This is a genomic window from Curtobacterium sp. MCBA15_013 (genome assembly GCF_001865095.1).
Classification (GTDB): Bacteria; Actinomycetota; Actinomycetes; order Actinomycetales; family Microbacteriaceae; genus Curtobacterium.
Genome location: NZ_MJGQ01000007.1, coordinates 83,297 through 104,696, shown reverse-complemented (window position 1 = coordinate 104,696; position 21,400 = coordinate 83,297). Strand labels below are relative to the sequence as shown.

The 21,400-nt window shown below is 72.1% G+C and carries 21 protein-coding genes; 18 read left to right on the top strand and 3 right to left on the bottom strand.

The annotated features are described in order from the left end of the window. The first annotated feature begins 91 nt into the window (after nucleotides 1–91). The 4 genes from BIV01_RS05735 to BIV01_RS05720 all read left to right on the top strand — a co-directional run bounded on the left by BIV01_RS05735 (nucleotide 92) and on the right by BIV01_RS05720 (nucleotide 2,030). Entirely contained in the window at nucleotides 92–499 is a 408-nt protein-coding gene (locus BIV01_RS05735) for a RidA family protein (protein ID WP_175473644.1), read from the top strand. Between the two features lie 168 nt (nucleotides 500–667). Continuing rightward, nucleotides 668–1,057, top strand: coding sequence for a fluoride efflux transporter FluC (locus tag BIV01_RS05730; RefSeq protein ID WP_071302182.1), 390 nt, complete (start codon nucleotides 668–670; stop codon nucleotides 1,055–1,057). Further along, the gene (gene crcB / locus BIV01_RS05725; protein ID WP_071302181.1) at nucleotides 1,054–1,428 is read left to right on the top strand and encodes a fluoride efflux transporter CrcB; all 375 of its coding nucleotides are present in this window, start codon (nucleotides 1,054–1,056) and stop codon (nucleotides 1,426–1,428) included. Before BIV01_RS05730 ends, crcB begins: the two co-directional genes overlap by 4 nt. Continuing rightward, the gene (locus tag BIV01_RS05720; protein ID WP_070416429.1) at nucleotides 1,425–2,030 is read left to right on the top strand and encodes a histidine phosphatase family protein; all 606 of its coding nucleotides are present in this window, start codon (nucleotides 1,425–1,427) and stop codon (nucleotides 2,028–2,030) included. The genes crcB and BIV01_RS05720 overlap by 4 nt, the downstream gene beginning before the upstream one ends. 99 nt (nucleotides 2,031–2,129) lie before the next feature. On the opposite strand, the gene BIV01_RS05715 is transcribed toward BIV01_RS05720, so the two are convergent. Further along, nucleotides 2,130–3,197 (bottom strand): FUSC family protein, encoded by a 1,068-nt coding sequence (locus BIV01_RS05715; protein ID WP_071302180.1) that lies wholly within the window; start codon nucleotides 3,195–3,197, stop codon nucleotides 2,130–2,132. 159 nt (nucleotides 3,198–3,356) lie between these two features. Between BIV01_RS05715 and leuC the strand changes: the two genes are divergently transcribed. The 6 genes from leuC to BIV01_RS05685 all read left to right on the top strand — a co-directional run bounded on the left by leuC (nucleotide 3,357) and on the right by BIV01_RS05685 (nucleotide 9,838). Next, nucleotides 3,357–4,796: a 3-isopropylmalate dehydratase large subunit gene (gene leuC, locus BIV01_RS05710; protein ID WP_071302179.1), complete on the top strand. Its 1,440-nt coding sequence runs from the start codon at nucleotides 3,357–3,359 to the stop codon at nucleotides 4,794–4,796. Beyond that, a complete protein-coding gene (gene leuD, locus BIV01_RS05705; protein ID WP_071296139.1) occupies nucleotides 4,796–5,392 on the top strand; it encodes a 3-isopropylmalate dehydratase small subunit in 597 nt (198 codons plus the stop codon). Before leuC ends, leuD begins: the two co-directional genes overlap by 1 nt. After that, a complete protein-coding gene (gene murA / locus BIV01_RS05700; protein ID WP_071296140.1) occupies nucleotides 5,392–6,759 on the top strand; it encodes a UDP-N-acetylglucosamine 1-carboxyvinyltransferase in 1,368 nt (455 codons plus the stop codon). Before leuD ends, murA begins: the two co-directional genes overlap by 1 nt. An 85-nt stretch (nucleotides 6,760–6,844) precedes the next feature. Continuing rightward, a complete protein-coding gene (locus BIV01_RS05695) occupies nucleotides 6,845–7,600 on the top strand; it encodes a lysophospholipid acyltransferase family protein (protein WP_071296141.1) in 756 nt (251 codons plus the stop codon). A 91-nt stretch (nucleotides 7,601–7,691) separates the two neighbouring features. Next, a complete protein-coding gene (locus BIV01_RS05690; protein WP_070419107.1) occupies nucleotides 7,692–8,705 on the top strand; it encodes an NAD(P)H-dependent glycerol-3-phosphate dehydrogenase in 1,014 nt (337 codons plus the stop codon). 32 nt (nucleotides 8,706–8,737) lie between these two features. Then, nucleotides 8,738–9,838: a D-alanine--D-alanine ligase family protein gene (locus tag BIV01_RS05685; protein WP_071302178.1), complete on the top strand. Its 1,101-nt coding sequence runs from the start codon at nucleotides 8,738–8,740 to the stop codon at nucleotides 9,836–9,838. Nucleotides 9,839–9,845: 7 nt separating this feature from the next. Here the strand turns inward: BIV01_RS05685 and BIV01_RS05680 are convergent, their stop codons facing one another. Continuing rightward, nucleotides 9,846–10,331 (bottom strand): DUF3515 family protein, encoded by a 486-nt coding sequence (locus BIV01_RS05680; protein WP_071302177.1) that lies wholly within the window; start codon nucleotides 10,329–10,331, stop codon nucleotides 9,846–9,848. 24 nt (nucleotides 10,332–10,355) lie between these two features. On the opposite strand from BIV01_RS05680, the gene thiL reads away from it, so the two are divergent. Further along, nucleotides 10,356–11,363, top strand: coding sequence for a thiamine-phosphate kinase (gene thiL, locus BIV01_RS05675; RefSeq protein WP_071302176.1), 1,008 nt, complete (start codon nucleotides 10,356–10,358; stop codon nucleotides 11,361–11,363). Between the two features lie 25 nt (nucleotides 11,364–11,388). Here thiL and BIV01_RS05670 read toward each other — a convergent pair whose 3' ends face one another. Continuing rightward, nucleotides 11,389–11,952 (bottom strand): RsmD family RNA methyltransferase, encoded by a 564-nt coding sequence (locus BIV01_RS05670; RefSeq protein ID WP_070416420.1) that lies wholly within the window; start codon nucleotides 11,950–11,952, stop codon nucleotides 11,389–11,391. Between the two features lie 129 nt (nucleotides 11,953–12,081). On the opposite strand from BIV01_RS05670, the gene BIV01_RS05665 reads away from it, so the two are divergent. The 7 genes from BIV01_RS05665 (at nucleotide 12,082) to BIV01_RS05635 (ending at nucleotide 21,284) form a co-directional block, all read left to right on the top strand. Beyond that, entirely contained in the window at nucleotides 12,082–14,271 is a 2,190-nt protein-coding gene (locus tag BIV01_RS05665) for an ATP-dependent DNA helicase RecG (RefSeq protein ID WP_071302208.1), read from the top strand. A 20-nt stretch (nucleotides 14,272–14,291) separates the two neighbouring features. Beyond that, nucleotides 14,292–14,786, top strand: coding sequence for a pantetheine-phosphate adenylyltransferase (gene coaD, locus BIV01_RS05660; protein WP_070416419.1), 495 nt, complete (start codon nucleotides 14,292–14,294; stop codon nucleotides 14,784–14,786). An 87-nt stretch (nucleotides 14,787–14,873) separates the two neighbouring features. Beyond that, nucleotides 14,874–15,476, top strand: a complete 603-nt coding sequence (locus BIV01_RS05655; RefSeq protein WP_070416418.1) for a YceD family protein — start codon at nucleotides 14,874–14,876, stop codon at nucleotides 15,474–15,476. 47 nt (nucleotides 15,477–15,523) lie between these two features. Further along, entirely contained in the window at nucleotides 15,524–15,727 is a 204-nt protein-coding gene (rpmF, locus tag BIV01_RS05650) for a 50S ribosomal protein L32 (protein WP_022905230.1), read from the top strand. 13 nt (nucleotides 15,728–15,740) lie between these two features. Further along, nucleotides 15,741–16,466 carry a ribonuclease III gene (gene rnc / locus BIV01_RS05645; RefSeq protein ID WP_254791783.1) on the top strand — a complete coding sequence of 242 codons (726 nt, stop codon included), beginning with the start codon at nucleotides 15,741–15,743 and terminating at the stop codon, nucleotides 16,464–16,466. Between the two features lie 4 nt (nucleotides 16,467–16,470). After that, nucleotides 16,471–17,442, top strand: a complete 972-nt coding sequence (mutM, locus tag BIV01_RS05640) for a bifunctional DNA-formamidopyrimidine glycosylase/DNA-(apurinic or apyrimidinic site) lyase (protein WP_071302174.1) — start codon at nucleotides 16,471–16,473, stop codon at nucleotides 17,440–17,442. Between the two features lie 32 nt (nucleotides 17,443–17,474). Then, complete coding sequence (locus BIV01_RS05635; protein WP_071302173.1) at nucleotides 17,475–21,284, top strand: AAA family ATPase; 3,810 nt, start codon at nucleotides 17,475–17,477, stop codon at nucleotides 21,282–21,284. Nucleotides 21,285–21,400 lie beyond the last annotated feature (116 nt).

Sequence of the window (21,400 nt, the reverse complement as noted above, 5' to 3'; positions counted from 1 at the left end):
TTCGAATCCCGCTGGGGTCACACCAGCACGAAAGCCCTCCGGTCCGCCGGGGGGCTTTCGTCGTCCCGGCCGGCTCTGCGAGGCTGACGGGGTGACCAGTGTCGTGCAACTCATCCGTTCCGGTGCCCTCAGCGACGTCGCGGAGTACGCGTACGCCGCGTCCGTGCCCGCCGGCAGCCGACTCGTGTTCCTCGCCGGCGCGTGCCCCCTCGACGCCGACGGCCGGACCGTGGCCGTGGGCGACGTCCGCGGTCAGGCGGCGCAGTACGTCGAGAACCTCCGCACCGCGCTCGACGCCGCGGGGGCCGGGATCGCCGACCTCGCCCAGACCCGGGTCCTCGTCGCGTCGACGCGGCAGGCCGACCTCGCGGCCGCGTGGGAGGTCGTCCGCGAGTCCATGGGCGACCACGACGTGCCGAGCACCCTCGTCGGGGTGACCGTCCTCGGGCACGACGACCAGCTCGTGGAGATCGAGGGCATCGCAGCCGTCACGGACTGACGCGGTACGCTGATCCGGTCGTCAGACCCGGCAGTGGGGCCTGCCGGACCCAACCGCGGCCAGCCGCCAACGGTCCCTATCCCGAGAACACCGCACGCGCGGAGACGATCCGGCGTGCTCGGCGATAGGAGCACCGTGCACGAACGTCCACCCCACCTCCGCTGGTCGATGCTCGGCGTCGTCGCACTCGGCGGGGCGATCGGCACCGGTGTCCGAGCGCTCCTCGCCGAGGTCTTCCCGGCGCACGACGGCATCAGCTGGGCGATCTTCGCGATCAACGTCGTCGGCGCGTTCTGCCTCGGCCTCCTGCTCGAGGCGCTCGCGCACCGCGGCCCGGACGTCGGGCGTCGTCGGGGCCTGCGGTTGTTCGTCGGCACCGGGGTCCTCGGTGGCTTCACGACCTACAGCACGCTCGCCGACGACACCGCGCAGCTGCTCGACGTCGGTCGCTGGGGCGCCGGCAGCGGGTACGCCCTGCTCACGGTGGCGGCGGGGCTGCTCGCCGTCGTGTCCGGCATCGGGCTCGCCACGGTGCTCCGGTCCGGAGGTGCCCGGTGAACGCCCTCGAACTGCTCCTCGTCGCGGTCGGCGGGGGAGTCGGCGCGGCGCTGCGCTTCATCCTCGACGGTGTCGTGAAGGCCCGGGTGTCCGGCTTCCCGCTCGGCACGGTCGTCATCAACGTGTCCGGATCGCTCGTCCTCGGGGTCCTGACGGGCCTCGGGCAGGCGGGCACGATCCCGCTCCCGGTCGTCGCGGTGCTCGGAACGGGCATGATGGGTGGGTACACGACGTTCTCGACGGCGAGCGTCGAGACCGTACAGCTCCTCCGATCCGGCAAGCCCCGGCTCGCCGTCCTGAACGGCCTCGGGATGCTCGTCGTCTCGGTCGGCGCAGCCGCGCTCGGCCTGCTCATCGGAAGGAACACATGACCTCGGAACGCCCCGGCGAACTCGTCCTCGTCCGTCACGGAGAGACGGAGTGGTCGAAGAGCGGGCAGCACACCGGCCGCACCGACATCCCGCTCACCGAGAACGGCATCGAGCAGGCGAAGCGCGCCGGCCGGTACCTGGCGGACCGCACGTTCGCGCTGGCACTGTCCAGCCCGTTGCAGCGTGCCCGCGACACGGCGGCGCTCGTCGGTGTCGACGCGGAGCTCGACGAAGACCTCTACGAGTGGGACTACGGCGCGTACGAGGGGCTCACCACGCCGCAGATCAAGGTCCTCCGGCACGGCCCGTGGGACCTCTGGACCGACGGCGTGCCCGCCGGTGACACCCCCGGCGAGAACGCCGCCGAGGTCCGGGTCCGCGTCGAGCGCATCCTCAACCGTGCCCGGCCGGTCCTCGCCGAGGGGCAGGACGCGATCGTCGTCGCCCACGGGCACGTCCTCCGCGCGCTCGGCGCCGCGTGGATCCGCCTCGCACCGCAGGACGGCGCCGTGCTGAAGCTCGGCACCGCCTCGGTGAGCGTGCTCGGGTACGAGCACGGCCGTCCCGTCATCGACGCCTGGAACATCCAGCCCCGCGACTGACGCGTCCGCGCACGCGTCCGCAGCGGGTCTGCGGCGGCCTGCTGCGGACGGGAGGCGCGGTGCCGGCCCGACCCGCCCCTCCTGTCCGCGCAGCCCGCGTCAGACGGTGCGGATCGCGCTCGTCGCGCCCAGCGCGCGACCGCGCCGCCGCTCGATCCCTCGCCCCACGAACAGCAGCGCGACGCTGACGAGCGCGCCCAGTGTGGTCTGCGCGACGCGGTCGAGCGCGAGGAGCTCCGGCGCCTCGGGCAGGCTCAGCCACGACACGGCGAGCGCGAGCGGCGTGAGGAAGAGCAGGCACACGGCGTAGTGCCGCGCGACGAAGATCTCCGCGAAGAACTGCCCGACGACGGCGATCAGGACGATCCACCACGCCGAGGGCTCCAGCAGCAGGATGCCCACCGCGATCACGGTGCCGCCGATCGTGCCGATGAACCGCTGGAACGCCCGGAACACCGTGTGCCGCTGGCGCAGTGCGGGCAGCGTCGACACCACGGCGATGACCGCCCAGTAGGGATGCCCGAGCCCGGGGATCGTCTCGGCGACGGCTCCGGCGACGAGCGCTCCGACCACGTTGAGGGCCACGGTCTCCCACAGCGCGGGCGTCCGGAGCACCGCGAGCGACCGGTGCTTGCGCTCCGCCAGCGGCCGGAACCGGTGCGGGGCGTGCGGGTGCAGCACGAGGCGCAGGACGGAGCCGGACATCGCGACGAGCCAGGCCCAGACGACCGAGCACACGATGATCGTGGCGATGACCGGGACGTCGGCCGGCCGGACCGGCACGAGCGACGAGACGAGGAACGCGAACACCGGGAAGATCGGCTGCGCCGGGATCGAGCGGAGGGCGCTCAGCGTGCAGACGGCGAAGACGAGCACGAGGACGAGCCCGACCGCCTGCATCCAGAGCTGCGACCCGGCCAGGGCGACACCCACACCGGCGGCCATGCACACCGCCTGCATCGCGCCGGCGACACCGGTCGTCACCGCACGCTGCCGGTAGGGCTCGGTCGCGCCGAAGATCGCGGTGAACCCGGCGAACATGGCGAAGGCGGCGTACCCGGGCATCCCGAGGGCGATGAGCAGCGCGAGCGGGGCGCCACCGGCGACCGCGGCGCGGATCGCGCCCTCGATGTTGATGGTCCGGGTCGAGTGCGCAGGTGTCGTCATGTCGCGACCATCTTCCCACCGCGACGGGTGTCGCGGAGTCGAGCCGCGCCTCCAGGCAGCCGGGTCGACGCGGGAGCACGTTGGTATACCAACCTGCTAGACTCGCCGGACCGAGCCGCGACAGCGGCGCATCGACGACAACGAGGAAGGGTCGGGCCGATGGGAAAGACGCTCGCCGAGAAGGTGTGGGACGACCACGTCGTGGTCAAGGGCGAGGACGGCAACCCCGACCTCCTCTACATCGACCTCCACCTCGTGCACGAGGTCACGAGTCCGCAGGCGTTCGACGGCCTGCGCCAGGCCGGCCGCCCGGTGCGCCGCCTGGACCTGACGATCGCGACCGAGGACCACAACACCCCGACCCTCGCGATCGACCGTCCGATCGCGGACCCGACCAGCCGGACCCAGATCGAGACGCTCCGTCGCAACTGCGAGGAGTTCGGCGTCCGCCTGCACTCCCTGGGCGACAAGGAGCAGGGCATCGTCCACGTGGTCGGTCCCCAGCTCGGCCTGACCATGCCCGGCATCACGGTGGTCTGCGGCGACTCGCACACCAGCACGCACGGGGCGTTCGGTGCGATGGCGTTCGGCATCGGGACGTCCGAGGTCGAGCACGTCCTCGCGACCCAGACCCTGCCGCTCAAGCCCTTCAAGACCATGGCGATCACGGTCGAGGGCACGCTGCGTCCGGGCGTGACGGCGAAGGACATCATCCTCGCCGTCATCGCGAAGATCGGCACGGGCGGCGGGCAGGGCTACGTGCTCGAGTACCGCGGCTCGGCGATCCGTGCGCTCTCGATGGAGGGCCGCATGACGATCTGCAACATGTCGATCGAGGCCGGTGCCCGCGCCGGCATGGTCGCCCCCGACCAGACCACCTACGACTACGTGCAGGGTCGCGACCACGCCCCGACCGGCCAGGACTGGGACGACGCCGTCGCGTACTGGGACACCCTGTCGACCGACGACGACGCGGTGTTCGACGCCGAGGTCTTCATCGACGCCGACGAGCTCGAGCCCTTCGTCACCTGGGGCACCAACCCCGGCCAGGGCGTCTCGCTGTCCGAGAGCGTGCCGTCGCCCGCCGACTTCGACGACCCGAACGACCAGGCCGCCGCGCAGCGTGCGCTGGAGTACATGGACATCGCGGCCGGCACCCCGATGAAGGACATCGCCGTCGACGCGGTCTTCATGGGGTCGTGCACGAACTCGCGCATCGAGGACCTGCGGGCCTTCGCGTCGATCATCCAGGGCCGCAAGAAGGCCGACGGGGTCCGGGTCATGGTCGTGCCGGGGTCCGCACGGGTCCGGCTCGAGGCCGAGGCCGAGGGGCTGGACAAGGTCATCACGGAGTTCGGCGCCGAGTGGCGGTTCGCCGGCTGCTCGATGTGCCTCGGCATGAACCCCGACCAGCTCGCGCCGGGGGAGCGCTGCGCGAGCACGTCGAACCGCAACTTCGAGGGACGTCAGGGCAAGGGCGGGCGCACCCACCTCGTGTCACCGCTCGTGGCCGCGGCGACCGCCGTGCGCGGCACGCTCTCCAGCCCGTGGGACCTGGAGACGTCCGAGTCGAACGCCGTCCTGGAAGGGGCACACTGATGGACAAGATCTCGACCGTCACCGGGATCGCCGCACCGCTCAAGCGGTCCAACGTCGACACCGACCAGATCATCCCCGCGGTCTACCTCAAGCGGGTCACGAAGACCGGCTTCGAGGACGCCCTGTTCTCCGGCTGGCGCCAGGACCCCGACTTCGTGCTGAACCAGCCCGAGTACCAGGGCGCGAAGGTCCTGGTGGCAGGCCCGGACTTCGGCACCGGCTCGTCGCGTGAGCACGCCGTCTGGGCACTGCGTGACTTCGGCTTCGCGGTCGTCATCTCGCCTCGCTTCGCCGACATCTTCAAGGGCAACGCGGGCAAGCAGGGACTGGTCACCGCGATCGTGACCGAATCGGAAGTCGAGCGGCTCTGGGCCGAGATCGAGCGGAACCCGGGGGTGTCGGCGACCGTGGACCTGGTGGCGCAGCGCGTGTCGCTCGGGGATGTGGACGTCCCCTTCGAGATCGACGCTTACACTCGTTGGCGGTTGATGGAAGGGCTCGACGACATCGGGCTCACCCTCCGTGACGAGACCTCGATCACGGAGTTCGAATCCCGCCGCTCCCGTTGGCGGCCGAAGACATTGCCGGTGAAGTAGTGAACTCTCTCGTACAGGACGCAGCGGCCGCAGGGGCGCGCGTGGGCCTCAAGTCGGACGAGATCGTCATCCGCGGGGGCAAGCCGCTCGTGGGGCGCATCGAGGTCCGCGGGGCGAAGAACCTCGCGACCAAGGCCATGGTGGCGTCGCTGCTCGGTGACACCCCGTCGATCCTCAAGGACGTCCCGGACATCTCCGACGTCAAGGTCGTCCGCGGGCTGCTCGAGGTGCACGGCGTGCGCATCACCGATCCTGCACGAGGCGAGCTCATCCTCGACCCGTCGAACGTCGAGTCGGCGCACTTCGCCGAGATCGACGCCCACGCCGGTTCGAGCCGCATCCCGATCCTGTTCTGCGGTCCGCTGCTGCACAAGCTCGGCGAGGCGTTCATCCCCGACCTCGGCGGCTGCCGCATCGGCGACCGCCCGATCGACTTCCACCTCGACGCCCTCCGTGCCATGGGCGCGGTCGTCGACAAGCAGGTCAACGGCATCCACCTCACCGCCCCGGACGGCCTCAAGGGCGCGTACATCGAGCTGCCGTACCCGAGCGTCGGCGCCACCGAGCAGGTCCTGCTGTCCGCGACCCTCGCCGAGGGCGTCACGGAGCTCCGGAACGCCGCGATCGAGCCCGAGATCATGGACCTCATCGCGATCCTGCAGAAGATGGGCGCCATCGTCTCGGTCGAGCCGAACCGCGTCATCTTCATCGAGGGCGTCCAGTCGCTCCGCGGCTACACGCACCGTGCGATCAACGACCGCAACGAGGCCGCCAGCTGGGCCTCCGCCGCGCTCGCGACCAACGGCGACATCTTCGTCGAGGGTGCGAAGCAGCAGGAGCTCATGACGTTCCTCAACGTCTTCCGCAAGGTCGGCGGCGGGTTCGACATCCAAGAGGACGGCATCCGCTTCTACCGCGAGCTCGAGGTCCTCAAGCCCGTCGTCATCGAGACGGACGTGCACCCCGGGTTCATGACGGACTGGCAGCAGCCGCTCGTCGTGGCCCTGACCCAGGCCGCCGGGCAGAGCATCGTGCACGAGACCGTGTACGAGAACCGCTTCGGCTTCACCGACGCCCTGAACGAGATGGGCGCGGACATCGTCGTCCACAAGGAGGGCCTGCCCGGGCACGACCGTCGCGTCGCCCGCCGTCCCTTCGAGCAGGCCGCGGTCATCACCGGCCCGACGACGCTCCACGCCGCCAACGTCCGCGTCCCGGACCTCCGCGGCGGCTTCAGCCACCTCATCGCGGCACTCACCGCTGAGGGCGAGTCCCACATCACGAACGTCGGCATCATCAGCCGCGGCTACGAGCACTTCATCCCGAAGCTGCGCAAGCTCGGCGCCGACTTCGACTTCGCGGGCTAGCGCGGTGACTGCTGCTCCGGCACCTCGCGGTGACGGTGAGGGCCAGGAGGCGCGGCGCGCCTCCGCCTCGCAGGTCACCACCGGCATGCCCGTCCCTGGGCGCCGGTGGCGTCGCGGCGAGCTGAACACGGCCTTCCGGATCCTCGCGACCGTGGTCATCCCGACCTTCCGCTTCTCCGCGCGCTACCACTGGCACGGTCCGAACCGGTTGCCGGCCGAGGGCGCGTTCGTGCTCGCACCGAACCACTTCACGAACATCGACCCGCTCGTCGTCGGCACGGCGGTCTGGCTGTCCCGTCGGGCGCCGCGCTTCCTCGCGAAGGCGTCGCTCTTCAAGGTCCCGGTCTTCGGCAAGATCATGTCCGGCATGGGCCAGATCCCCGTCGAGCGTTCCGGCCGTACCCGGCTGAGCGACCCGCTCGGTGGCGGCCGGTCCCTGATCGAGCAGGGCGGCGCCATCATCGTCTACCCCGAGGGCACGCTCACCCGTGATCCCGACCTGTGGCCGATGCGCGGCAAGACCGGCGCGGTGCGGATCGCGCTCGAGAACGACGTGCCGCTCATCCCGATGGCCCACTGGGGCACGCAGAACATCATGGCGCGGTACGGCAAGAAGCTCCGGCTCATCCCGCCGTCGCGCGTGGACGTCATCGTCGGCGACCCCGTCGACCTGTCGGCGTACCGCGGCAAGCCGATCGACCAGCAGGTGCTCGTCGAGGCGACCGAGCTGCTCATGCGGCACATCACCGCGCTGCTCGAGGAGCTCCGCGGGCAGCAGGCACCCCCGACCCGCTGGGACCCGGCGGCGAACAACCAGAAGGAGACCGGCCGGTTTGAGTGAGCAGCGACCGGGCCTCCGCCCGCACGATGACCACCCGGACCCCGCGGTCGCAGCCCCCGGAGCGGTGGACACCGCCGCGATCCGCGTGGTCATGCAGTCGACCGACAAGCCGCGCGTCGCCGTCATCGGTGCCGGCAGCTGGGGGACCACGTTCGCCAAGGTCCTCGCCGAGGGCGGTGCCGACACGGTCGTGTGGGCACGTCGCCCCGAGGTCGCGCGCGAGATCACCGAGACCAAGCGCAACTCGGAGTACCTGCCCGGCATCAACCTCCCGCGCACCCTGACCGCCTCGACGTCGCTGTCCGCCGTGCTCGACGGCGCCCAGCAGGTGTACGTGTCGGTGCCGTCGCAGACCCTGCGGTCGAACCTCGACGCGATCGCGCCGCTGCTCGCGCCGGGGGTGCCCGTGGTGAGCCTGATGAAGGGCGTCGAGAAGGCGACCGGTCTGCGGATGAGCGAGGTCCTGCTCCAGGGCCTCGGCATCGACCAGGACCGCATCGCCGTCGCGAGCGGCCCGAACCTGGCGCTCGAGATCGCCCGTCGGCAGCCCACCGCGGCCGTCGTGTCCTCGTCGTCGGCCGAGACCGCCAGCGCGGTGGCCGCCGTCGCCACGAACCCGTACTTCCGGTCGTTCATCAACACCGACGTCATCGGCACCGAGTTCGGCGGCGTGCTGAAGAACCTCATCGCCGTGGCGATCGGCATCGTCGACGGCGTCGGCTACGGCGAGAACACGAAGGCGTCGATCATCACGCGCGGGCTCGCCGAGATGACCGACTTCGCGGTGTCGCTCGGCGCGCAGCCCTCGACGCTGTCCGGGCTCGCCGGTCTCGGCGACCTCATCGCGACGTGCCAGTCACCGCTCTCGCGGAACAACACCGCGGGGCGGCTGCTCGGCCAGGGGTACCGGTTCGACGAGGTCGTGCGCCAGATGAACCAGACCGCCGAGGGGCTCGCCTCGGTCGCGCCGATCCTCGAGCTCGCCGCGGCGAACGGCGTCGACATGCCCATCGTGGGGCAGGTCGCCGAGGTGCTCGCCGGTAGGCTCGATCCGCGCAACATCGCGCCGCACCTCACCGAGACCGACGAACCCCAGGGCGAGTGACCGGTCCGACCCCGACCAGCAAGAGGACTGCCATGCCCACGATCGCACCCGTGCCACCGACGACCGTCGCCGTGCTGTTCGGCGGCCGTTCGAGCGAGCACGAGATCAGCTGCGTGACCGCCGGCGGGATCATGGACGTCGTCGACCGTGCCGAGTACGACCTCGTGCCGATCGGCATCACGAAGGACGGGGCGTTCACGCTCCAGCCCGACGACCCGGCGCAGTGGGCGCTCCGTGACGGCACGCTCCCGACCGTGCCCGACAACGGCACCCGCGTGGCGTTCCCGACGTCGCCGGCGACGAACGAGCTCGTGGTCTCGCACCCGGACGGCTCCGTCACGACGATCGCGGTCGACATCGTCTTCCCGATCCTGCACGGCCCGTTCGGCGAGGACGGCACCGTCCAGGGGCTCCTCGAGATCGCCGGTCTGCCGTACGTCGGCGACGGGGTGCTCGCGAGCGCCCTGGCCATGGACAAGCACGTCGCCAAGGCGGTCCTCGAGCACGCCGGGCTCCGGGTCGCGCCGTGGACGACCGTGCTCCGTCGCGAGTGGTCGGCCGACCCGGTCGACGTCGCCGAGGCGATCGCCGCGCACGGGTGGCCGCTCTTCGTGAAGCCGGCACGTGCGGGCTCCAGCATGGGGGTGTCCCGCGTGGACGGCCCCGACGAGCTCGGTGCCGCGATGGACCTGGCGTTCGAGCACGACTCCAAGGTCATCGTCGAGCCGCGGGTGATCGGGCGCGAGGTCGAGGTCGCGGTGCTCGAGGGTCGTGACGGCGTCCCGCGCACGAGCCTGCCGGGCGAGATCGTCGTCGCCGAGGACGGCTTCTACGACTTCGCGTCGAAGTACCTCGGCGGTGACGAGTCGCTGCTCTGCCCGGCCCCGCTCACCGAGGCGCAGACGGACGAGATCCGGTCGATCGGCGCCCGGGCGTTCGAGGCGATCGGCGGCTCCGGGCTCGCCCGCGTCGACTGCTTCCTGACCGACGACGGCTTCGTGGTGAACGAGGTCAACACGATGCCGGGGTTCACGCCGCTGTCGATGTACCCGCGTTGCTGGGCGGCGTCGGGCGTGTCCTACGGCGAGCTCGTCCGCGAGCTCATCGAGCTGGGGCGCGCCGCCGTCCGCTGATCCGGGCCTACTGGTCGACGTCGGACGGGTCCAGGCACTGGTGCCCGTCCTTCGGGAGCGTCGACACCGCGTCGGTGACGTCCTGCACGACCTGGTTCGTGGTCTTCGTCGCGTCGATGACGAGCTGGACCGCCGGCGACCGCCCGAAGGTCGTGTAGACGATCTGCCCGCCACGGTCGTCCCGGATCCAGTCGACGTCACCGAGCGAGAAGCACGGCAGGTCGGAGACCGTCGGGACGGCCACGCCGCAGTGGTACAGGGCCACCTCGGGGTCGCCCCACGCCGCCGTCGACTGGGCGTTCGTGTTCCGCAGGTCGAACTTCGAGTCGACCGCTGCCGGCAGCCGGACCTGCACCGCTGCGCACGCGGCGGCGTCGGCGGAGGGCGCCGGGGACATCGCGACGGCGTTCGTGCAGCCGGTCAGACCGGCCGCGAGGGCGATCACGACGCCCACGATCGCGGTCTTCCGGGTGGGGCGGCGCACGGTGTCCATCGACGTCCAGGCTACCGTTCTCGTGTGGACGCGACGTACGACGCCTGGGCCGGACCGACCGTGGGGGAGCTCGGCGAACTCGTCGTCCTCGACCGCATCGTGCGCCGGTTGCCCGCCGGAGCGCCGCTGCTCGGCCCCGGCGACGACTGCGCGGTCGTGGCGGCACCGGACGGCCGGTTCGTGGTGACCACGGACATGATGGTGCACGGGCCGGACTTCCGCTGGGCCTGGTCCGCACCCGAGGACGTCGGGTGGAAGGCCGCGGCGACGAACCTGTCCGACGTCGCCGCGATGGGTGCGGTGCCGACCGGCCTCGTGATCGCCTTGGCGGCGCCACAGGACACCCCCGTGGCGGTGCTCGAGGCCTTCGCGGACGGGGTGCGCCTGGCGGTCGACGCCCTGGTGCCCGGCTGCGGTGTCGTCGGCGGGGACCTCTCCACGTCGTCGGCGTTCACGGTGTCGGTGACGGCGTTCGGCGACCTCGAGGGCCGTGCCCCCGTCGTCCGCTCGGGCGCCCGCCCCGGGGACGTCCTCGCCGTCTCGGGGGAGCTCGGGCCGGCGGCGCGCGGCTTGACGCGGCTCTTCCGCGAGGGTGTGGACGCCGACGGCGAACCCTCCCGCGAGGCGGTCGTGGCGAGCGGCGCGGACACGGACCCCGACGTCGGACGACAGCGGCGCCCGGTCCCGCCGATCGCGGACGGACCACGCGCGGCGTCCGCGGGGGCGACGGCGATGCTCGACCTCTCCGACGGGCTGGCGATCGACGCCGGACGGCTCGCCCGGGCCAGCGGGGTGACACTGGCGCTCGACGAGGCCTCCGACAGCGGGCACGTCATCGACGAGGTGGCGCTGCACGGCGGCGAGGACCACGGGCTGCTCGCCGCGTTCCCGACCGGTGTCCCGCTGCCCGGTGGGTTCCGTCGGATCGGTGTCGTGCTCGACCGGGGCGACGCGGACCTCGTGCGCGGGGGAGTGCCCGTGCCGACGACCGGGTGGGACCCCTACGCCGACTGGGACGGCGCGGTCGGCTGACCGGTTCGCGGGCGCGGGCGCGGCGTCAGGCGGCGGCGACCACGGCCTCCCACGCGACGGTCTCGCCGTAGCTCCGCTTGCTGAACGGCTCGAGCCCCGCGGGCCACGTCGGCTCGGGGGAGCGCTTGCTCCGCTCCACGACCACCACCGCGGCCGCCGTGAGCCGGGGCACGAGCGTCTCGAGCACCTCGGCCAGCTCGTGCTCGGTGACGTCGTACGGCGGGTCGATGAACACCAGGTCGAACGTCCGGACGGTGCCGCGCAGGTACCCGAGCACCGGCTGCGGCTGCACGTCGATCCGCACGCCGGGAACCCGCTGCTGCACGGCCTTCGCGTTCGCCCGGCAGGCCTGCGCCGCCGCCGACGCCCGGTCGACGAGCACGACCTCGACCGCACCGCGGGACGCCGCCTCGAGCCCGAGGGCACCCGTGCCGGCGTAGAGGTCGGCGACGGAGGTGTCGTCGACGAGCCCGCGTGCCTCGAGCGACGAGAACAGCGCCTCGCGCACCCGGTCGCTCGTCGGCCGTGTGCCGGACTTCGGCACCCGGAGCGTCGTGGAGCCGGCGGCGCCGGCGATGATGCGGGTCATGCAGCCACCGTAGCGGGCCGCCGGGCGCTCCAGCAGTTCTCCACAGGCGGTCCAGGAGGCGCGGATCGCGTCGGTGCCGCCGGGTACCGTTGACGTGTGGTCACGACCGGAACGACAACCGAGCCGGCGGTGCCGGACCTCGGCCCCGCACCGCTCGACGCGCGGTTGTCGAACGTCCTCGGCGGACGGACGGCGAGCGCGATCGAGAAGGCGTTCGGGTACCGCACGGTCGGCGAGTTCCTCGAGCACGCGCCCCGGCGCTACGCCGAACGCGGTGCCCTGACCGCGCTCGACTCCCTCGCGATCGGCGAGTCGGTGACGATCGTGGCCGAGGTCGTCGACGTCCGCGAACGGACGATGCGTGCGCGCCGCGGCTCGATCCTCGAAGCCAAGATCGGTGACGGCAAGGGGCTGCTCACCCTGACGTTCTTCAACCAGGGCTGGCGGACGAAGGACCTCGTGCCCGGTGCCCGTGGCATCTTCTCCGGCAAGGTCGGCGACTACCGCGGTGCACGGCAGCTCGCCCACCCCGACTACGAGCTGTTCGACCGCGACGACCCCCGGGCGACGGCGGACCCCGAGTCCGAGGAAGCCATCCGCTTCTCCCGCCAGCCGATCCCGATCTACCCGGCGACGTCGACGCTGACCTCGTGGCAGATCGCCAAGTCGATGGCGATCGTGCTCGACACGCTGCCCGACGTCCCGGACCCGATCCCCGCCCGGGTGCGGACCCGGCTCGACCTCGTGCCGTTCCGCAAGGCCCTCGAACTCCTGCACCGCCCCGAGAAGGTCGCGGACTTCAAGCGCGCGCAGGACGCCCTCCGCTACCGCGAGGCGTTCGTGCTCCAGACCGCCCTCGTGCAGCGCCGGATCGCCGCGCGCGCCACCGCCGCGACGCCGCGCTCCGCCTCGCCCGGCGGGATCCTCGAACGCTTCGACGCCACGCTGTCGTTCACCCTCACGGACGACCAGCGGTCGGTCGGCGCCGAGATCGCGCACGACCTGGCGGCGGACTGGCCGATGCACCGCCTCGTGCAGGGCGAGGTCGGCTCCGGCAAGACCCTCGTGGCGATCCGGGCGATGCTCACCGTGGCCGAGTCCGGCGGGCAGTCGGCGCTCATCGCCCCGACCGAGGTCCTCGCGGCGCAGCACCTCCGGTCGATCGTGAAGTTCCTCGGCCCCGACCTCGCGGCCGAGCTCCGGCCGGTGATCCTCACGGGGTCGCAGTCGACGGACGAACGGCGGCGGGCACTGCTCGCAGCGGCGTCCGGCAGCTCGCGGCTCGTGGTCGGCACGCACGCGCTCCTCGGCGACCGGGTCGACTTCGCCGAGCTCGGCCTCGTCGTGGTGGACGAGCAGCACCGCTTCGGGGTCGAACAGCGCGAGGCCCTCCGAACGAAGGGGGCCACACCGCCGCACGTGCTCGTCCTCACCGCGACGCCCATCCCGCGCACGGTGGCGATGACGGTGTTCGGCGACCTCGACGTCTCGACGATCACCGGGCTGCCCTCCGGCCGCGCCGGCGTCGAGACCTTCACGGTCCCGCTCGCCGAGCACCCGGGCTGGGAGTCCCGCATCTGGACCCGCATGGCCGAGGAACTCGCCGACGGCCGACAGGCCTTCGTGGTGTGCCCGGCGATCGACGACGCCCACACGGAAGACGACGGCGAGCCCGACCCGGCGAGCGACGACACCCCGAAGCGCGCCCCGGCCACGGTGCTCGCCACGGCGGAACGGATGCGGACGATGCCGGTCCTCGCCGACCGCCGGATCGAGGTCCTGCACGGCCGCATGACGGCGGACGAGAAGGACCGGGTGATGACCTCCTTCGCGGCCGGCACGGTCGACGTGCTCGTGGCGACGACCGTGATCGAGGTCGGCGTCGACGTGCCGAACGCCTCGATGATGGCCGTGCTCGACGCCGACCGGTTCGGCGTCTCGCAGCTCCACCAGCTCCGCGGGCGCATCGGCCGCGGCCAGTACGCCGGCGTGTGCCTGCTCGTGACCGCGGCCGAGGCCGAGACGACCTCGCGGGAACGGGTCGACGCGGTGTCGGCGTCCGACGACGGGTTCGAGCTCGCGCGGGTCGACCTCGAGCTCCGGCGCGAGGGCGACGTGCTCGGCGAACGGCAGTCGGGCGGGCGGTCGTCGCTGAACCTCCTGCGCGTCGTGGAGCACGCCGACCTCATCGTCGACGCGCGCGAGGAAGCCGAGCGCGTGCTGGAGCCCGATCCGCAGCTCGACGGGCACCCCGCGCTCCGCGAAGCCCTGGCCCGGCGGCTCGACGAGTCCGACGCCGCGTTCCTCGGCAAGAACTGAACGCCGGTATCGTCGCTGGCATGGCGCAGATCGCGGTGGTCCCCGGTTCCTTCGATCCCGTGACCCTCGGGCACCTCGACGTGATCGGGCGTGCGGCGGGGCTCTTCGACGAGGTGCACGTGCTCGTCGTGCACAACCCCGACAAGCGGCCCGCGATGTTCGACGCGGTCGACCGTGTCCGCCTCATCGAGGAGTCGCTCGTCGAGACGGGCGTGTCCGACAACGTCCGGGTCGGGGAGTGGACCTCGGGGTTGCTCGTCGACTACTGCCGGCAGGTCGGTGCGAAGGTCCTCGTCAAGGGCGTCCGATCCGGCGAGGACGTCGCGTACGAGACCCCGATGGCGATCATGAACCGCCACCTCGCCGACGTCGAGACGGTGTTCCTGCTGCCGGAGGCCGCCCGCGCCCACGTGTCGAGCTCGCTCATCCGTCAGGTGGCGTCCCTCGGCGGCGACGTGACCCCGTACGTGCCGCAGGTGGTCGCGGCGGCCCTCCACGAGCACACCGGACGCTGAGCGCCGGACGCACGGAACCGGACACGCCCGCCCCCGCCTCGACTCGCAGGCCGGAGCGATGTAGGCTTGTCGATCGTGTCTTCCCACGTGAACAGCCCCTACGCCCTGCGCGTGCGCGACCTCGCGCACCGGCCGGGCGAGATGCGCGAGCACTCGCTCGACATCGCGGTGCCGGATGCGATGGGAGCGGGTGTCATCTCCGTCCGCGAAGGCGCCGAGATGCACATCGACCTCCGGCTCGAGGGCCTGCACGAGGGCGTCCTCGTCTCCGGGCACGCCAGCGCCGAGGCCGAGGGCGAGTGCTCCCGGTGCCTCATCGACATCAGCGAGCCCGTCGAGGTCGATTTCGCCGAGCTGTTCGCGTATGATGCCTCGGAGGATTTCGACTTCTTCGTTCACGATGACCACGTGGATTGTGAACAGGTCGTTCGAGATGCGGTGGTGCTGGCGCTGCCGTTCCAGCCGGTCTGCCGACCGGACTGCCCAGGCCTCGACCCGGTGACGGGCGAGCGACTGGCCGACATCGGCGAGCAGCGTGCTCACGAGGTCCTGGACCCGCGGTGGGCTGCGCTGAGCGGCATCACCCTCGACGACGCGACGAGCGGCGGCGAGGACACCGACGCAGCCAGCACGACCACGCCCCAGACCACCGAGGGTCAGGAGCGGTCCGACGCCGACCAGGCCGACTGACCGCCGCCCCTCGCCACTGACCACCGACCAACCGAAAGAGAACCACCATGGCCGTTCCCAAGCGCAAGCAGTCCCGTGCCAACACGCACGCCCGTCGTTCGCAGTGGAAGGCCGCGCCGGTCCAGCTCGTGAAGACGATCGAGAACGGCAAGGTCACCTACAGCCTCCCGCACCGCGCGAAGGTCGTCGAGGACTCCGCCGGCACGCCCCTGTACATGGAGTACAAGGGCCGCAAGGTCGCCGACGTCTGATCGGACCACACGCATGACAGCGACGTCCGGCGCCACGGGGTCCCGCCCCGTGGGGCCGGACGTCGTTCGTCTGCAGGGGATCCTCGGGGCCGACATCGACCTCGAGCTCCTGCAGCTCGCCCTGACCCACCGCTCGTACGCGTACGAGCACGGTGGCATCGGGCACAACGAACGCCTCGAGTTCCTCGGGGACTCGATCCTCGGCCAGGCCGTGACCGTGAAGCTCTACCGGTCCTTCCCCGACCTCGACGAAGGCGACCTCGCCAAGCGGCGCGCGAGCCTGGTGTCGACGGTCGCCCTCGCCGAGATCGCCCGCATGATCGGGCTCGGACAGTACCTCCGGCTCGGCAAGGGTGAAGAGCAGACCGGTGGCCGCGACAAGTCGTCGATCCTCGCCGACACGGTCGAGGCCGTGATCGGCGCGACCTACCTCTCCGCCGGCCCCGACCCGGCGACCGCGCTGGTGCTCCGGCTGGTCGAACCGCTCCTCGTCGACCCGGACCGCTTCGGCGCCGCGATGGACCCGAAGACGAGCCTGCAGGAACTCGCGTCGAGCCTGTCGCTCGGCAACCCGTCGTACCGCGTGACCGAGGCCGGTCCCGACCACGACAAGACCTTCCACGCCACGGTCGTGCTCCAGGGCGAGGACGTCTCCACCGGCACCGGGTCGAGCAAGAAGACCGCCGAGATGGCAGCGGCGCTCCTGGCGTGGACGCAGCTCTCCGGCCGGGCGGCCTGACCGCGTGCCCGAACTGCCCGAGGTCGAGGTCGTCCGCGCCGGCCTCGAACCCGCCGTCAGCGGCGCGCGGGTCCTGCACGTGGACGTCGTCGACGACCGGGCACTGACCCGGCACGACGGTCCGGCCGAGGACTTCGCCGACCGCCTGACCGGTCGCACCATCGCCGCCGCGGTCCGTCGTGGCAAGTTCCTCTGGATGCCCCTGCAGCCCGAGCACGAGGGCGACCGACCCGAGGCCCTCGTGGCCCACCTCGGCATGAGCGGTCAGATCCTGCTCGGCCGTGGGCGCGAGGCGGCGAAGCACCGACGGATCCTCCTCGACGTCCAACCCACGGGCACCGACCGCGACGGCTCCCCGGAGCCACCGGTCGAGCTCGAGTTCGTCGACCAGCGCACGTTCGGCTCGATGGCGATCGACGAGATGGTCCCGACGATCGACGGGGCGCCGGCCGGTTCCGCCGGACACGTCGACGAGGTCGATCCTGACGCCGTGTGGCGCCGGAGCATCCCGAAGCAGGTGTCGCACATCGCCCGCGACCCGCTCGACCCCGCGTTCGACGACGACCGCTTCATCGCCGCCGCCCGGAAGCGCTCGAGCGGCATCAAGCGCGTCCTGCTCGACCAGGGCGTCGTGAGCGGCATCGGGAACATCTACGCCGACGAGTCCCTCTGGGCGGCCAGGCTGCACTACGACCGCCCGGCCGAGCGGCTGACCCGCGCCGACCTGCACGGCCTCCTGGCCGAGGTGCGGCACGTCCTCGGCCGTGCACTGGAGGACGGCGGCACGAGCTTCGACGCGCAGTACGTCAACGTGAACGGGCAGTCCGGGTACTTCTCGCAGCGGTTGAACGTCTACGGCCAGCAGGGGAAGCCGTGCCCCCGGTGCGGCACCACGATCGTGCGTGAGGCCTTCATGAACCGATCGAGCCACATCTGCCCCGTGTGCCAACCACGCCCACGCCGTCGCACGCGTTAGCCTGACGCCCAACCAGAGCATCCGGAGACCGCATGTACTTGAAGAGCCTGACCATCAAGGGGTTCAAGTCCTTCGCGCAGCCGACGACGTTCGCGTTCGAACCGGGCGTCACGTGCATCGTCGGCCCGAACGGCTCCGGCAAGTCCAACGTCGTGGACGCCCTCGCGTGGGTGATGGGGGAGCAGGGGGCGAAGACCCTCCGTGGCGGTAAGATGGAGGACGTCATCTTCGCGGGCACCTCGACGCGCGGTCCGCTCGGCCGTGCGCAGGTGCTGCTGACGATCGACAACGCCGACGGCCTGCTGCCGATCGAGTACTCCGAGGTCACGATCTCCCGCACGCTCTTCCGCAACGGTGGCAGCGAGTACGCGATCAACGGCGAGAACTGCCGCCTGCTCGACGTCCAGGAGCTCCTGAGCGACACCGGCCTCGGCCGTGAGATGCACGTCATCGTCGGCCAGGGCCAGCTCGACAAGGTCCTGCACGCCACGCCCGAGGACCGCCGCGGCTTCATCGAGGAGGCCGCCGGCATCCTGAAGCACCGTCGACGCAAGGAGAAGACCCTCCGCAAGCTCGACGCGATGCAGACGAACCTGACGCGCCTGTCCGACCTCGCGGGGGAGATCCGCCGCCAGCTGAAGCCCCTCGGACGCCAGGCTGAGGTCGCGCGCAAGGCCCAGTCGGTCGCCGCGGTCGCCCGTGACGCCAAGGCCCGCATCCTCGCCGACGACGTCGTCCGCCTGCGCCGCGAGCTCCACGAGCACCAGGAGGTCGAGGCCGGCCGCAAGTCCGAGCGCATCGTGCTGCAGGAACGGCTCGACCAGACCCGTGCCCGCCAGCAGCACGTCGAGCAGAGCATGGTCGGCGACGACGTCGACCGCGCCCGCACGGTGGTGCACCGGCTGGAGAGCGTGCAGGAGCGGCTCCGCGGCCTGTCGAGCCTGGCGAACCAGCGCCTGATGTTCCTCGCCCAGCAAGCCGACGCACCGCAGCAGGGCCCCACGATCACGCCGGAGCAGGTGCAGGGCGTCCGGAACGAAGCGGACCGGCTCGAGGCGCAGGCGGCGGAGATGACCGGCGGCACGGCGGTGGCGGCGCAGCGGGTGCAGGAGGCGCGGGCGGCGCTCGACGCCCTCGACGAGCGGATCGCCGCCCAGGCCGCTCTCGTCTCGCAGCACGACCTCGAGGCCCAGCGCCTCGGGTCCGCGGTGGACGTGGCGACGTCGAAGCGCGGCTCCGCGGTGGCCGACCGGGAACGGCGCGAGCGGGCGCTGGCCGAGGCAGGGGAGCGGTCCGAACGGGCGGCTGCGGCACTCGCCGAGCTCGGGACCGATCCGTCCGAGGGCATCGACGAGGACGCGCTGACCGCCGCGCTCGAGACCGCTCGCGAGCAGCAGGAGGCGGCCCAGGCGGCGCGTGACGAGCTGCGCGACCGCCTGCACGCCCTCGAGCGCGAACGGGACGCCCTGGACGCCCGTGTCGCCGCGCTCGGCATGTCGATCGACGTCCGTGACGGTTCGCAGGCACTCATCGAGGCAGGGCGCGACGGCATCGTGGGTCGCCTCGCGGACCGTCTCAGCGTGACGCCCGGGTTCGAAGGGGCGATCGCGATCGCCCTCGACGGGCTCGCCGACGCCGTCCTCGCCGACGACCGGTCGGTCGCGCTCGACGCCGTCGCGCACGCCCGCACCGAGGACATCGGACGCATCGACGTCGTGGTCGCCGACGCCGACGCCCCGCCGTCCGGACTGCCCGAGCGGCTCCCGGCCGGGGTCCGCCGCGCACTCGACCTCGTGCAGGGTCCGCCGGCGATCGCCGCGATCCTGCGGGACACGCTGGTCGCGGACACCGACGGGGTCGACCTGGAGGCGGTGCTCACCGCCGCCCCGCAGGCCACGGTGGTGACGCGGTCCGGTGACCTCGTCCGTGCGGTCCGCGTGACGGGCGGCGGGGAGCGCGTGACCTCGCGCATCGAACTCGTCGCGGAACGCGACGACGCCGTGACCCGCCGCGACGCGATCGCGCGCGACGCCGAGGACGCGGCCACGCGCCTCCAGGCCGCCCGCACCGCCGTCGAGGACGCACGTCGCGCGGCGGACGACGCGGACGCTGCCTCGCGCGCCCACGCCCGGGCGAAGGCGGAGTACGACCGGACCAGCGCGTCGACCCGTGCGAAGGTGGAGAACGCCGCCGCCGAGGTCGAGCGACTGCGCGCGGCCCTCGCCGAGACCGACGGCGCCGTCGAGGCTGCCGAGGCGGCCCTGGCCGAGGCGGAACGCGCGCGCCAAGAATTCGCCGACCGTCCGCGCCCCGTCGTCGACGCGTCCGAGCGCCCCGGGCTGCAGGACGCGCTCGAGGCCGCACGCGCCGCCGAGATCGAGCAGCGCATCCAGGTCGAGACCGTCCGCGAGCGTGTCCGTGCGGAGCGGACCCGCGCCGACCAGCTGGAGCGGCAACTCGAGGCCGAACGCGCCGCAGCGGCGGAGGCCGCACGGCTCGCCGTGATCCGCCGTGGCCAGATCGCCGTCGCCGAGGACGTGCTCGCCGACCTGCCCGGGCTGCTCGGTGCCGTCGACCGGTCCCTCGCCGAGGCGCGCGTGCAGCTCGCCACCGAGGAGGCCGAGCGGTCGAAGCGGAACACCGAGCTCCAGACGATCCGGAACGAGGAGCGCGAGCTCCGCGACCGCCTCCAGTCCATCACCGACGGCGTGCACTCGCTCGAGATGGAGATCTACGAGAAGAAGTTGCACGTGTCCGGCGTGCTCGACCGGGCGCAGAGCGAGCTCGGGCTCGTCGAGGCCGTGCTGGTCGCCGAGTACGGGCCGCACGTGCCGGTGCCGGTGGACGTCCTGATCGACCCCCGGGTCCTCGCCCGGAAGCACCGCGACGCCGAGCGCGCGGCCGCTGCCGCCGCGGCGGGGACGGTCCTGGACGGCGCCGTGCCGGAGGCGACGGTGGAGGACGGGGCCGAGCCGCGCCTCCAGTCCGACGACTCGCCGACCGACGTCGACCCGACCACCGACGCCGACCCGATCTCCGACGCCGACGACGACCTGGTCGAACTGGTCGACGCGGAGTCGACGCTCCCGGGCGGGCCCGCCCTGCCCGAGTTCGACGCCACCGAGGACGTCGACCCCGCCGACGTCGAGACGGTGCCGTACGTCCGCGCCGAGCAGGAGCGACGGCTCAAGGCGGCCGAGCGGGACCTCGGGCAGCTCGGCAAGGTGAACCCGCTCGCGCTCGAGGAGTTCCAGGCGCTCGAACAGCGTCACGCGTTCCTCGCCGAGCAGCTCGAGGACCTGCAGAAGACCCGGACCGACCTCATGACGATCATCGACGAGCTCGACCAGAAGATGCAGACGATCTTCGAGTCCGCGTTCGACGACACGAAGGAGGCGTTCGACGTCATCTTCCCGATCCTCTTCCCCGGCGGCTCCGGGTCGATCACGCTGACGAACCCCGACGACCTGCTGAACACCGGCATCGAGGTGCAGGTGAAGCCCGCCGGCAAGAAGATCGACCGGCTGACCCTGCTGTCCGGCGGCGAGCGGTCCCTGGCCGCGGTGGCGCTGCTCGTGGCGATCTTCACCGCGCGCCCGTCGCCGTTCTACATCATGGACGAGGTCGAGGCGGCGCTCGACGACGCCAACCTCGGGCGGCTGTTGACGGTGTTCGAGCGGCTGCGGGCGTCGTCGCAGCTCATCGTGATCACGCACCAGAAGCGCACGATGGAGATCGCCGACGCGCTGTACGGGGTCTCGATGCGGCAGGACGGCGTCTCCGCGGTGGTCGGCCAGCGCGTGCAGAAGCGGTCGCCGGAGCCGGAGCCGGCGGTCGCGTAGGCCCGAGTCCGAGACTCGGCTCCGCGGACAGTTTCGTGCCTTCGCGGCCGCGAAACTGTCCGCAGGGCCGAGTCTCGGCGCCGCCGGCCTGCGGGACCGCACGACGGACGGGAGGC